This window comes from Bordetella flabilis, from assembly GCF_001676725.1.
Classification (GTDB): Bacteria; Pseudomonadota; Gammaproteobacteria; order Burkholderiales; family Burkholderiaceae_B; genus Bordetella_C; species Bordetella_C flabilis.
Window position 1 is genome coordinate 2,667,159 of the sequence record NZ_CP016172.1, and the last position, 12,789, is coordinate 2,679,947.

11 protein-coding genes are annotated in these 12,789 nt (G+C 66.2%); 10 read left to right on the forward strand and 1 reads right to left on the reverse strand.

Annotated features, from left to right (window positions below; all coding sequences use genetic code 11):
* Positions 1-46: 46 nt before the first annotated feature.
* Positions 47-1,063: a CAF17-like 4Fe-4S cluster assembly/insertion protein YgfZ gene (gene ygfZ, locus BAU07_RS11675; RefSeq protein WP_084025628.1), complete on the reverse strand. Its 1,017-nt coding sequence runs from the start codon at positions 1,061-1,063 to the stop codon at positions 47-49.
* A gap of 102 nt (positions 1,064-1,165) precedes the next feature.
* Here ygfZ and mltG point away from each other — a divergent pair, with 102 nt between their 5' ends.
* The 10 genes from mltG to glnQ all read left to right on the forward strand — a co-directional run bounded on the left by mltG (position 1,166) and on the right by glnQ (position 12,627).
* Positions 1,166-2,185, forward strand: coding sequence for an endolytic transglycosylase MltG (gene mltG / locus BAU07_RS11680; protein WP_066657649.1), 1,020 nt, complete (start codon positions 1,166-1,168; stop codon positions 2,183-2,185).
* A complete protein-coding gene (tmk, locus tag BAU07_RS11685; RefSeq protein ID WP_066657655.1) occupies positions 2,182-2,817 on the forward strand; it encodes a dTMP kinase in 636 nt (211 codons plus the stop codon). The genes mltG and tmk overlap by 4 nt, the downstream gene beginning before the upstream one ends.
* Positions 2,814-3,875, forward strand: coding sequence for a DNA polymerase III subunit delta' (gene holB / locus BAU07_RS11690; RefSeq protein WP_066657658.1), 1,062 nt, complete (start codon positions 2,814-2,816; stop codon positions 3,873-3,875). The genes tmk and holB overlap by 4 nt, the downstream gene beginning before the upstream one ends.
* Positions 3,876-3,926: 51 nt before the next feature.
* Positions 3,927-4,700, forward strand: coding sequence for a TatD family hydrolase (locus tag BAU07_RS11695; protein WP_066657660.1), 774 nt, complete (start codon positions 3,927-3,929; stop codon positions 4,698-4,700).
* Between the two features lie 311 nt (positions 4,701-5,011).
* Complete coding sequence (locus BAU07_RS11700; RefSeq protein WP_066657662.1) at positions 5,012-5,851, forward strand: ankyrin repeat domain-containing protein; 840 nt, start codon at positions 5,012-5,014, stop codon at positions 5,849-5,851.
* A 112-nt stretch (positions 5,852-5,963) separates the two neighbouring features.
* Complete coding sequence (locus BAU07_RS11705; protein WP_157122192.1) at positions 5,964-6,485, forward strand: winged helix DNA-binding protein; 522 nt, start codon at positions 5,964-5,966, stop codon at positions 6,483-6,485.
* 90 nt (positions 6,486-6,575) lie between these two features.
* Positions 6,576-10,199, forward strand: a complete 3,624-nt coding sequence (locus BAU07_RS11710; protein ID WP_066657674.1) for a hydantoinase B/oxoprolinase family protein — start codon at positions 6,576-6,578, stop codon at positions 10,197-10,199.
* 163 nt (positions 10,200-10,362) lie between these two features.
* Positions 10,363-11,085 (forward strand): glutamine ABC transporter substrate-binding protein GlnH, encoded by a 723-nt coding sequence (gene glnH / locus BAU07_RS11715; protein WP_232338334.1) that lies wholly within the window; start codon positions 10,363-10,365, stop codon positions 11,083-11,085.
* 157 nt (positions 11,086-11,242) lie between these two features.
* The gene (gene glnP, locus BAU07_RS11720; protein ID WP_066657678.1) at positions 11,243-11,902 is read left to right on the forward strand and encodes a glutamine ABC transporter permease GlnP; all 660 of its coding nucleotides are present in this window, start codon (positions 11,243-11,245) and stop codon (positions 11,900-11,902) included.
* Positions 11,899-12,627 (forward strand): glutamine ABC transporter ATP-binding protein GlnQ, encoded by a 729-nt coding sequence (gene glnQ / locus BAU07_RS11725; RefSeq protein WP_066657679.1) that lies wholly within the window; start codon positions 11,899-11,901, stop codon positions 12,625-12,627. Before glnP ends, glnQ begins: the two co-directional genes overlap by 4 nt.
* The last annotated feature ends 162 nt before the right edge of the window (positions 12,628-12,789 follow it).

Consider the following 12,789-nt stretch of genomic DNA (forward strand, 5'->3'; position numbering starts at 1 on the left):
GCCGTCAGGGCTTGCTGGCGGCGCCCGAGGGGTCATGATGCCGCCGTCAGGGCTGCTCGCTCGGCTCCAGGCTGTACGGCAGGGGCCGCAGCGCGATGGACGGGCCGTCGGCGCTGCCCAGGCGCAAGTCGCCGTGCGGCAGTGAACTCAAGGTGGTTTCGAACAGAACGGCCGCGTCGGGTGCGCCGGCCGCGTCCACCACTCGTCCGCACGGCTCTCCCGCGTCCGTCGCATCGTAGATATCCGATCCCGCAGCGATGGCCGCGCCCGAATGTCCCGCCACGATGCCATACGCCATGCGGCGCTTGACCGTGCCGCGATAGTGGCTGCGCGCGACGACCTCCTGTCCCGGGTAACAGCCCTTGGTGAAGCTGACCCCGCCCACCAGGTCGAGATTGACCGTCTGCGGAATGAACAGGTCCTGCGTGGGCGAACCGACCCACGGGATTCCGGCGGCCAGGTCGGCCGCCTGCCAGGTCGCGGCGTCGGCCTGCTCCAATATCCTGTTCAGGCCGGGCTCGCGCGCCTGCAACTGGTCGGCGGAGGCGATCCACCACCAGCGTCGCCCCGAGCCGCCGGGCGCGCCGATCCAGATGCCACTGGGCAGGTCGGCGCGTTCCCACGCGGCGCGCGGCAGCCGGCCACCCGCGGCGTCCTCCAGCGCGACGGTGTCGCCATCGCTCCACACGCCGGCGACGTGCAGCGGCTCGATCGCCAGCCGGACCTTGGCGCGCAGGACGAACATGCTGAGCCGTTTGGCCAGTGGCGCGGCGACGTCGGCGCGCACCAGGGCCTGGACGCGCGGGGCCTCGGGGTCGCCCTGGCCGTCGACCCGTGTTCGCCAGATGACCAGGGTGGCGAGCAGGCGCCCCTTGGCCGTGCAATAACCGGCCAGGGCGGCGGCGTCGGTGGTCAGCTCGCGCACGTCCTGGGTCAATTGGCCGTGCAGGAAGTCGACCGCATCCATGCCGGAAGCCGACAGCACCTGCAGGTAGGGGAGGATGGCGTAGCGTGCGCGATCGACGGCAGGCCCAGAGGACGAGGCTGCAAGAATATCGTTCATAGGGCGACCCTGTTCATTGTTGTTGGTGGGCAAAAGTGCAAACCAAAGATGATAACGCCCGCTCTGCGGGGCCTTGGCACATCCATTAAACTCCGTGGTCTCATGACAAAGCGTCCCGTCTTTTACCTCCTTGCCGCGTTGCTCATCCTGGTGATCGCCGCCGCAGCGGCGTGCGCCAGCGCCTGGCTGTGGATGAATCATTCCATGCGTCTTCCCACGGAAAGAGTGGACTTCGTCGTGGACCCGGGTAGCAGTCCGCGTGCCGTCGCTCATATGTTGAATGCGAACGGCATCCCGGTGTGGGAGGATGGCTTCGTGTGGATGGCCCGCTTGAGCGGCCGGGACAAGCTCATCAAGGCGGGGGGCTACCAGGCGATACAGGGCGATACGCCGTGGCTGCTGCTCGAGCGCCTGGCACGCGGGGACATGACCCAGCGCCAGATCACCTTCGTCGAGGGCTGGACCTTCAAGCAGATCCGCCAGGCTTTGCGCGAGAACCCGGACATCAAGCAGACCCTGGGCGATGTCGGCGAGGCCGAGCTGCTGCGGCGGCTGGGCGCGGATGCACCCAGCATGGAAGGGCTGATCTTTCCGGACACCTATGTTTTTTCGCCGGGCAGCACGGACTTCGATCTGCTGCGTCGCGCCTACCAGGAAGGGCAGCGCATCCTTGCCCAGACCTGGGCCAAGCGCAACCCGAACCTGCCCCTGGCCACGCCGTATGACGCCCTGATCCTGGCCTCCATCATCGAAAAGGAAACCGGCGACGCGGCCGACCGCGCCCGCGTCGGCGGCGTCTTCATCAACCGCCTGCGCGAAGGCATGCCCCTGCAGACCGATCCGACCGTGATCTACGGCATGGGCGATACCTATCAGGGCCGCATCCGCCGTCGCGACCTGCAAACCGATACGCCCTGGAATACCTACACCCGGCCTGGTTTGCCGCCGACCCCCATCGCCAGTCCCGGCCGCGCGGCGCTGCTGGCGGCGGTGCAGCCGGCGCAGCACAAATACCTGTATTTCGTTTCGCGGGGCAACGGCACCAGCGAGTTCTCCGCGACGCTGTCCGATCACAACCGCAACGTATCGCGCTACATATTGGGCAGAGACCAGACGCCATGACGACACGAGGCGGATTCATCACCCTGGAAGGGGTGGACGGCGCCGGTAAAAGCACCCATGCCGACTGGCTGGCGGAGACCCTGCGCAGTCACGGCCTGAACGTGGTGGCCACGCGCGAGCCCGGCGGTACGTCCTTGGGCGAGCGTCTGCGCGAACTGGTGCTCAACCATCCAATGGGCCTGGAAACCGAAACGCTCGTCATGTTCGCGTCGCGCTGCGAACACGTGCGCCAGGTCATCGAACCGGCGCTGGCACGCGGCGACTGGGTGGTCTGCGACCGCTTCACCGATGCCACCTACGCCTACCAGGGCGGCGGGCGGGAACTGGGCGCGGGCCGCGTGGCGGTGCTGGAGCAGTGGGTGCATCCGCACTTGCAGCCGGATCGCACCTGGCTGTTCGACGTGCCTCTTGAAGTGGCGCGCGCGCGCCTGGCGGACGCGCGCAGCCCGGACCGCTTCGAAAGCGAAGGCGCGGCTTTCTTCCAGCGCACGCGGGATGCCTATCTGGAGCGGGCCCGTGCGTATCCGGACCGCTTCCGCGTTATTGACGGTGCGCGCGACATCCCGGCCATACGGGCGCAGCTGCAAGCCGAGATCCGCGCGCTGGTCGATGCGCGCAGGGCCGGTCCATGAGCGTGGCGCAATTCCTGCCGTGGCAGACGGAGACCGCGCGCGCCTGGTTGGGCCAGCGGGACCGCTTCGCCCATGCGTGGCTGGTCCACGGCATGGCGGGCATCGGCAAGCTGCAGTTCGCGACCGCGGCGGCGGCCAGCCTGCTGTGCGAAACCCCGGAACAAGGGTTGGCGTGCGGCCAGTGCGCGGCCTGCACATGGGTATCCAGCGGCAATCACCCGGATTTGCGGCGCATACGTCCGGAAGCCGTGGCCCTGGAAGAGGGGGCCGAGGCGGCCGCAGAAGGCGAAGATACCGAAGCCTCCACCGCCACGGGCGGCGCAGCCAAGCGGGCCCCGTCCAAGGAAATCCGTGTCGATCAGATCCGCGGCCTGGAGTCGTGGTTCAACACCGCCACGCATCGCGGCGGATGGCGCGTCGCGCTGCTATACCCCGCGCAGGCGCTCAATGTCATATCGGCCAACGCCTTGCTCAAGGTGCTGGAGGAACCGCCACCGCATACGGTTTTCCTGCTCGTGGCCGATGCGCCGGACCGGCTGCTGCCCACGTTGTTATCGCGTTGCCGTCGTCTGCCGCTCGCGGCGCCGGCTGCCGGGCAGTCCCTGGCGTGGCTGCAGGCGCAGGAAGGGGTGGCCGACGCCGCGTCGTGGCTGGCGGCCGCCGGCGGCGCGCCCCTGGGCGCGTTGCGGCTGGCGCAATCGGGCGATAGCGCCTGCCCGCCCTGGCTGGACCAGCTCGTGGCGCCCCTGGCCAAGGGCCAGTCGCCGGACGTCGGCACCCTGGCCGACCAATTGGAAAAAATGCCCGCGGTGCAGTGGATCGATGCCTTGCAGCGCTTGTACGTCGACCTGATGCTGGCCGGCGCCGGCGCGCAGCCGCGCTACTTTCCCGCGCTGGCAACGGCCGTGGCCCGGACGGCGGCGCGCGCGAACGCCGCGCGCATGGCCGAAGCGGCGCGCTGGCTGACCCGCCAGCGCGCGGTGGCCGGACATCCCCTGAATCCCAAGCTGTTCGCGCATGCCGCGCTGCAGCGCGTGGTGCTATCCTGCCAGGCTTGAATCCCGCAGCCCGGGTCGCCGGGCGATCGTTCGAGCATCATTGCCGATTCCATGTACGTTGATTCCCACTGCCATCTGAACTTCCCCGAACTGGCGGAGAACCTTCCCGATATCCTGGCGCGCATGTCGGCCAACCAGGTCACCCATGCGCTGGTAGCCAGCGTCGCCATGCCGGACTGGCCCGGCCTGATGGCCCTGGTTGCCGCGCACCCCAACCTGTGGGCCTCGGTGGGCGTGCATCCCGACTACGAAGACATGCAGGAGCCGACAGCCGATGAATTGGCCGAACTGGCGACGGCGCCCAAAGTCGTGGCGATCGGGGAAACCGGCCTGGACTATTACCGGCTGAGCGAGCCGCTGGACTGGCAGCGGGAACGCTTTCGCACGCATATCCGCGCCGCGCGCAGCGCGGGACTGCCCCTCATCATCCATACGCGCGCCTCCGCCGAGGACACCCTGCGGATCCTGCGCGAAGAAAGGGCCGAGGAAGTGGGCGGCGTAATGCATTGCTTCACGGAGACCTGGGATGTTGCGCAGGCCGCCATGGACCTGAACTTCCATATTTCCATGTCGGGGATCGTGACGTTCAAGAACGCCACGACGCTCCACGATGTCGCCTCGCGCCTGCCGCTCGATCGATTGCTGATCGAGACCGATTCGCCGTACCTGGCGCCGGTGCCTTACCGGGGCAAGCTGAACGACCCCTCGATGGTGGTGCACGTCGCGGAGAAGGTGGCGGAGTTGAAAGGCTTGCCGGTGGCCGACATCGCCACTGCTTCAAGCGATAATTTTTTCAATCTTTTCAGTAAAGTACAGCGCATATAGAGAATTCACTTTTAAAGTGAATTCTGAGGAATCCGTATCACCCACGTGTCGGGCATGAGGTCTGCGCGCGCCCTCTTCAGCGGTGCCGGCACGATGCCGGACCCACAGCAAGTCATTCGGAAAGCCCCGCCATCGAATCTAATCTATTCCCGCATATTCCTCACGTAAGTTATTGATATTCAACATACAAAGATTCGGCTTCCGGTTGAACTTAAAGTGGTTTCTCAAGACGTTCGCCCTTCGGTGTGCCGTCATGACAGCTCGGTGCGCACCTGATGTTGAACTTTAACTAAATTCCTTAAGGTGCTGAAATGAAAGAGAATCGTTGGAAGCTTCTGGCTGGCGGAGTAACCCTGCACATTGCCGGATGGGCGTGCGCGGGGGCAGCGCTCGCCGCGAATCCTGCGGACGTCGCAACCTATCTCGCCAATGACCGGGTCGTGGAGGTGCGCGAGCTGCTTGCGCAAAAGTGGAACCCCAACAGCACGGTCAAAGGGCAGCCGGCGATCATGCAGGCCATACGCGAGGGCGCCTGGAGAGTCTTCGATGTGTTGGCCGCCGACCCGCGCACGGACGTCAATGTGGCGAATTCCCACGACGAAACACCGCTGATGTACCTGGCGATCCAAGGCCAGACCGAGCGCGCGCGCGCCCTCATCGCGCGCGGGGCGCAAGTCAACCGCCTGGGATGGACGCCGTTGCACTACGCCGCGTCGAAGGCGCAAATGGATGTCGCCAAGCTGCTGCTCGCGCATCGGGCCATCGTCAATGCACCAGGACCGGACGGAACCACTCCCTTGATGATGGCGGGGCTATCGGGCAACCAGGCGATGGCGGAATTGTTGCTGCGGGCGGGCGCGGATCCTTCCATGCGCAATACGCAGGGCCTGGACGCCGGCAGCTGGGCGCGCTCGGCCAAGCACGAAGAATTGGCGGCGAAACTGGATCAAGCCGCAGCCGAACGTCTCGCCAGTCTGGCGGCCAGGCGCGCCGGCCAGGGCGCGGCGCCTCCCGCAGGGACCGCACCGGCGGCAGCCCGGCCGACGGTGTCGCCACCCGCCGTTTCCAGCCCGCCGGCAGCCGGCGGCGGGGCGGTGCAAGGGGTCGAAGGCGTACGCCTGGATCCGGACGGCGGGTCCGCGCCTCGTTGACGGCTGTAGGGCCGGGTCTTCCTTTGGGGAAAACCCGGCTTGTTTTATATTTCGTTGATAAATCGTCAACAAAATATTAGCATGCAGCCGTTGTGCCACTGGAAAACGGCTGATGAATACGCCCCACGCGCCCAAACCGATGATCGCCGCATCATCGCATCTGGTATCCGACCGTGCCCCGGATCTCTCCGCGGTGGAGTTTGGCCTGATGATCGCCGGCCATGCCTTCAACCGCTGGATCGTGCGCTGCATGGCCGCCGCCGGACTGCCCGACCTCACGGCCATCGATGTCATCGTCTTTCATCACGTCTACCATCGGCAGCGCGGCAAGAAGCTGGCGGATATCTGCTTCACCCTCAATATCGAAGACACCCACATCGTCAACTATTCGCTCAAGAAGCTGGAGCGGCTGGGCGTCGTAAGCGGGCAGCGCAGCGGCAAGGAGGTCGTGTATTCCGTCACGCCCAAGGGCAGCGACATCATCGCGCGCTACGTCGACGTGCGCGAGCGCTGCCTGATCGATGGGCTGCCCGGCTCCAGCAACGGGCTGGAGTTTTCCCAGGAGCTCGCCAATCTGCTGCGCGGGCTGTCCGGGGTCTATGACCAGGCCGCGCGCGCGGCCACCTCGCTGTAGCGCGGGCGTCGGCATTCCGTTTTTCGAGCAGTTTCCTTCCACCGGCCCCAGGCGAGCCCGCCGGGCCAGGCATCAAGCATAGGAATCCATATGAAGTGGCAATTCTGGGTTGACCGTGGCGGCACGTTCACGGATATCGTCGGCCGCCGGCCCGATGGCACCACCACCACCGTCAAGATGCTGTCGGAGAACCCGGAACAGTATCGCGATGCCGCGGTCGCGGGGATCCGCGCGCTGCTGGGCCTGGCGCCCGGCGAACCGGTGCCCGCCGACCAGGTCGACTGCGTGAAGATGGGGACGACGGTCGCCACCAATGCGTTGCTGGAACGCAAGGGGGAACGCACGCTGCTGGTCACCACACGCGGCTTCCGCGATGGCTTGCGCATCGCGTACCAGAACCGTCCACGCCTGTTCGATCGCAATGTGGTCCTGCCCGAGATGCTCTATGACAGCGTCATCGAAGCCGAGGAGCGCATGGCGGCTGACGGCAGCGTCGTACTGCCCCTGGACGAGGCAGCCTTGCGGCGCGACCTGCAGACCGAGTATGACCGCGGCATTCGGGCGCTTGCCATTGTCTTCATGCATGCCTGGCGCGAGCCCCGGCACGAGCAGCGCGCCGCCGAGCTGGCGCGCGAGGTGGGCTTTACCCAAATATCGGCATCGCACGAAGTCAGCCCCTTGATCAAATTCGTGTCGCGGGGCGACACCACGGTGGTCGATGCCTACCTGTCGCCCATCCTGCGGCGCTACGTCGAACAGGTGGCGGGCGAGCTGCCCGGCATCCGGCTGATGTTCATGCAGTCCAGCGGCGGCCTGACGGACGCGCACCGTTTCCGCGGCAAGGACGCGATTCTCTCGGGTCCCGCCGGCGGCATCGTCGGCATGGTGCGCACCAGCGAACTGGCCGGATTCACCCGCGTGATCGGCTTCGACATGGGCGGCACATCCACCGATGTGTCGCACTACGCGGGCGAGTTCGAGCGCGAGTTCGAAACGCGGGTGGCCGGCGTGCGCATGCGGGCGCCCATGATGAGCATCCACACCGTCGCCGCGGGCGGCGGATCCATCCTGCATTTCGATGGCTCTCGCCTGCGCGTCGGCCCGGATTCGGCCGGCGCCAACCCCGGTCCCGCGTGCTATCGCCGTGGCGGGCCGCTCGCCGTGACGGACTGCAACGTGTTGCTGGGCAAGATCCAGCCCGACTTTTTTCCCTGCGTGTTCGGGCCCAGGGCGGACCAGCCGCTGGACCGCGAGGCGGCCGAGCGCGGCTTCGCCGAGATGGCCCAGCGCGTCAAGGCGGAAACGGGCCGCGACATGACCCCGGAACAATTGGCCGAAGGCTTCCTGGAAATCGCCGTCGGCAATATGGCCGAGGCCATCAAGCGCATCTCCGTGCAGCGCGGCCACGACGTGACGGAATACGCGCTTACCGTGTTCGGCGGCGCGGGCGGGCAGCATGCCTGCCTGGTGGCGGACGCCTTGGGGATGACGACGGTGTTCGCGCACCCACTGGCCGGCGTGCTGTCCGCCTACGGCATGGGGCTGGCCGACCAGACCGAAATGCGCCAGAAGACGGTGGAGCGGGTGCTGGACGACCCCCTCGTTCCCGAACTCCAGGCCCAGCTGGACGTGCTGGCGGATGCCGCCGTGGGTGAATTGCGGCGCCAGCATGTCGCCGAAGACGCCATCACCGTGCAGCGGCGCCTGCATCTGAAGTACCGCGGCACCGATACGGCCCTCGAGGTGCCATTCGCCCCCGCGACGCAGGCCCGCGCCGAATTCGAGGCCGCGTACCGCCAGCGCTACTCCTTCCTGATGCCGGGGCGCGAGCTCGTCGTGGAGACGATCTCGGTGGAAGCCACCGGCGGAGGCGAAGCCGTCGTCGAAGCGGCCGTATCCGCGCGGCGCGAGGGGCCGCTGCAAGTCCGCCGTACCGTCCGGATGTACAGCGCCGGCGCCTGGCGCGACACGCCCTTGTACGTGCGCGAAGACATGGTTCCCGGCGACGTGGTCGATGGTCCGGCCATCATCTCGGAAAGAAACCAGACCACCGTGGTGGAGATGGGCTGGCGGGCGGAACTGACGCCACGCGACCATGTGGTATTGCGCCGTGTCGCGGCGCGGCCCCACGGGCGGGCCGTCGGTACCGAGGCCGACCCGGTCATGCTGGAAGTTTTCAACAACCTGTTCATGTCCATCGCCGAACAGATGGGGTACCGGCTGCAGAACACGGCGTACTCGGTCAACATCAAGGAACGCCTGGATTTCTCGTGCGCCATTTTCGACGCCCAGGGCAACCTCATCGCCAATGCGCCGCACATGCCGGTGCACCTGGGCTCCATGGGCGAGTCGATACGCACCGTCATGATGGCCAACGCCGGCGCGATGAAGCCGGGCGACGCCTACGTGGTCAACGACCCCTACCATGGCGGCACCCATTTGCCCGATGTGACGATCATTACGCCGGTATTCGACCGCGCGGGCAAGGAGATCCTTTTCTTCGTGGGATCGCGGGGACACCATGCCGACATCGGCGGCACGACGCCCGGCTCCATGCCGCCCGATTCCCGTACCGTCGAAGACGAGGGGGTGCTGTTCACCAACTTCCAGTTGGTGCGGGACGGCGAGTTCCGCGAGCAGGCGGCGCGCGAGATACTGGGCTCCGGCAAATGGCCGGCGCGCAATCCGGACCAGAACATCGCCGACATGCGCGCGCAAATCGCCGCCAACGAGAAGGGCGTGCAGGAATTGCTGCGCATGTGCGAGCACTTCGGCCTGGATGTCGTGCGGGCCTATATGGGCCATGTGCAGGACAATGCCGAGGAAGCCGTGCGCCGCGTGATCTCGGTGCTGAAGGACGGCAGCTACGAATACCCGCTGGACAACGGCGCGGTGATCCGCGTGGCGGTCCGGGTCGACCGCGAGCGCCGCAGCGCAGTCGTGGACTTCACCGGCACGTCGCCGCAACTGGACAATAACTTCAACGCGCCGGGCGCGATCGCGGTGGCGGCGGTTCTGTACGTGTTCCGCACCCTGGTGGACGATGAAATCCCGTTGAATGCTGGGGGGTTGAAGCCGCTGGAGATTATCCTTCCGCCCGCGTCCATGCTGCGGCCCGATCCGCCGGCATCGGTGGTGGCCGGCAATGTCGAAACCTCGATGTGCATCGTCAATGCGTTGTACGGCGCGCTCGGTGTGCTGGCGGCCAGCCAGGGCACCATGAACAACCTGACCTTCGGCAACGCCCGCTACCAGTATTACGAAACCATCGCCGGCGGCACGGGCGCCGGCCCGTTGCGCATCGATGCGCCCGCCGACACCAGCCAGGGCTTCGACGGCCAGTCCGTGGTACAGGCGCACATGACCAATTCCCGCCTTACCGACCCCGAAGTGCTGGAGCTGCGTTTCCCGGTGCGCCTGGAATCGTATGAGATTCGCCATGGCTCCGGCGGGCGGGGGCGCTATCGCGGCGGCGACGGGGGCGTGCGCAAGCTGCGTTTCCTGGAGCGCATGACGGCAGCCATCCTGTCGAACAATCGTCGCTACGCGCCGTTCGGCCTGCATGGCGGCGAACCTGGGCAGGTGGGGCGCAATTATGTCGAGCGGATCGACGGCAGCGTGGAGTCGCTGGGGCCGCAGGACAGCACAGAACTGCAACCCGGCGATATTTTCGTGGTTGAAACGCCCGGAGGCGGAGGTTTCGGCAAAATTTAACGGTGCCGGAGCGATTCGAATGGGGTACGCGTCAGGTGTGCTGCGGTAACATCGCCTGCTCGGCCTCCGCCAACCCGCGGGGGCCAGCGGCCTGTACCCCGGGCCCTTCAACAAAGGAGAGTACAACATGCTCAATAAGAAATTCGTCGCGGCAGTCGCCGGCATGTCCGTGGCCTGGTTCGCCATGATGGGCACCGCGTCGGCGCAGAGCGACAAGACGCTGACGGTCGCCACCGACACCGCCTTCGTCCCCTTCGAGTTCAAGCAGGGCAGTACCTACACCGGTTTCGACATCGATCTGTGGGCCGCCATCGCCAAAGAGCTGAACCTGAAGTACAAGCTTCAGCCCATGGATTTCAACGGCATCATCCCGGGCTTGCAGACCAACAACATCGATGCGGCGCTGGCCGGCATCACCATACGCGACGACCGCAAGAAGGTGATCGATTTCTCCGATCCCTACTACGAGAGCGGCCTGGCCATCCTGGTGGCGCAGGACAACAACACGATCAAGACCGCCGCTGACCTGTCTGGCAAGAACGTCGCGGTGAAGACCGGCACGGCCACGGTCGATTTCCTGAAGACCCAGGTGCCCGGCGCCAATCTCAAGCTGTTCCCCAACATCGACAACGCATACCTGGAGCTCGCCACGGGCCGGGTGGATGCCGCCGTGCATGACACGCCGAATGTCCAGTACTACGCCAATACGGCGGGCAAGGGCCGCGTCAAGGTGGTGGGTACCGTCAAGAGCGGCGACTTTTATGGCATCGCCTTCCCCAAGGGCAGCCCCCTGGTCGGACAGGTCAACAAGGCGCTGGCCACGCTGAAGGCCAACGGCCAGTACGACGCCATCTATACCAAGTGGTTCGGCGCCAAGCCGAAGTAAGCAAGCCATCTCTCCCGGCGACGGGCATGCGTCCACGACGCTTCCGCAACATCCGTCCGCCGCCGGTTCTTTCTTATCGCTTACGCGTGGCGGCACCCGCCGCCTTCCCGCACCGCCGCGCCGGTGCGGCGTAGCGCCTTTCCTTCAGGGGAAACATGTGAATTTCGATTGGTCCGTGATCTGGGCCGCCTTGCCCAACCTGCTCGACGGAACGGTGATGACGATCAAGATCACCTTCTGGGGCTTGCTCGGCGGATTCCTGCTGGGCGCGCTGGCTGGCGTGACCCGCGCCTATGCGCCGCGCGCGCTGGCCACCATTGCGCTGGTCTACGTCGCCGTGATCCGCGGTACGCCGATCGTCGTGCAAGTGATGTTCATCTACTTCGCCTTGCCGCTGATCGCCCGCGGGTTGCGCATCGATGCCGAACTGGCGGCGATCATCACGCTGATGGTGAATTCCGGCGCCTATATTGCCGAGATCGTCCGCGGCGCGCTGCTGTCCGTACAGAAGGGGCTGAAAGAGGCGGGGCAGGCGATGGGGCTGCCTTTCCACAAGATCCTGCTGCACATCATCGGGCCCGTGGCCCTGCGGCGCATGATCCCGCCGCTGGGCAACCAGTGCATCATCAGCCTGAAGGATTCCTCGCTGTTCATCGTCATCGGGGTCGCGGAGCTGACCCGGCAGGGACAGGAAATCATGGCGAGCAACTTCCGCGCGGTCGAGATCTGGTCCGCCGTGGCGATCATTTATCTGATCCTCACCGGCCTGATGGCGGTGGCGCTGCGGATCGCCGAGAAAAGGATGCGCATTCTATGAGCATGGTCGAATTCCAGAACGTCATCAAGCGCTTCGGCACGTCCACCGTGCTCGACGGCATCAGCTTGAACATCGAAGCCGGCGAGGTCGTGGTGGTGGTCGGGCCATCGGGCTCGGGCAAGTCGACCTTCCTGCGCTGTATCAACGTGCTTGAAACCATCGACGGCGGCGATCTGCTGGTGGATGGCCTCAGCGTCAAGGGCGATGCCGGCCAGGTGCGCGAAATCCGCCGCGAAGCCGGCATGGTGTTCCAGCAGTTCAATCTGTTCCCGCAGATGACGGCCTTGCAGAACGTGATGTTCGGGCCGGTACACACGCGCGGGACATCGCGCGGCGAAGCGCGGGCCGAAGCCGAGGCCCTGCTTGCCAAGGTGGGTTTGGCCCAGCGGATGGACCACTATCCTTCGGAATTGTCCGGTGGCCAGCAACAGCGGGTGGCCATCGCGCGGGCCCTGGCCATCAAGCCCAAGCTCATGCTGTTCGACGAGCCGACCTCGGCGCTGGACCCGGAACTGCGCCATGAGGTGCTGAAGGTCATGCGCGACCTGGCGGAAGAGGGCATGACCATGGTCGTCGTCACGCATGAAATGGAGTTCGCCCGCGGCGTAGGCAGCCGGCTGATCTTCATCGACGGCGGCAAGGTCGCGCACGATGGCGTGCCGTCCGAATTGCTGTCCAACCCGCCCAGCCAGCGGCTGAAGGACTTCCTGCAGCACGTGGGCTGACTGCTCGCTGGTAGCGCCGGCGCCCGGCGCGACGCGCCGGGCGGCGCGGGCAGCGCGAAGGGCCGGCCCGGACGGCCGAGCGGAGATCCAGGCGGGCCTTAGTGGGCCGCAAGCGGACTGAACGGACTGCGCGGACGAAGCGGACGAAGCGGACGAAGCGGA

Coding starts and splice junctions, on each gene's coding strand:
- ygfZ (WP_084025628.1), bottom strand. CDS start 1,063: ATGAACGATATTCTTGCAGCCTCGTCCTCTGGGCCTGCCGTCGATCGC.
- mltG (WP_066657649.1), top strand. CDS start 1,166: ATGACAAAGCGTCCCGTCTTTTACCTCCTTGCCGCGTTGCTCATCCTG.
- tmk (WP_066657655.1), top strand. CDS start 2,182: ATGACGACACGAGGCGGATTCATCACCCTGGAAGGGGTGGACGGCGCC.
- holB (WP_066657658.1), top strand. CDS start 2,814: ATGAGCGTGGCGCAATTCCTGCCGTGGCAGACGGAGACCGCGCGCGCC.
- BAU07_RS11695 (WP_066657660.1), top strand. CDS start 3,927: ATGTACGTTGATTCCCACTGCCATCTGAACTTCCCCGAACTGGCGGAG.
- BAU07_RS11700 (WP_066657662.1), top strand. CDS start 5,012: ATGAAAGAGAATCGTTGGAAGCTTCTGGCTGGCGGAGTAACCCTGCAC.
- BAU07_RS11705 (WP_157122192.1), top strand. CDS start 5,964: ATGAATACGCCCCACGCGCCCAAACCGATGATCGCCGCATCATCGCAT.
- BAU07_RS11710 (WP_066657674.1), top strand. CDS start 6,576: ATGAAGTGGCAATTCTGGGTTGACCGTGGCGGCACGTTCACGGATATC.
- glnH (WP_232338334.1), top strand. CDS start 10,363: ATGTCCGTGGCCTGGTTCGCCATGATGGGCACCGCGTCGGCGCAGAGC.
- glnQ (WP_066657679.1), top strand. CDS start 11,899: ATGAGCATGGTCGAATTCCAGAACGTCATCAAGCGCTTCGGCACGTCC.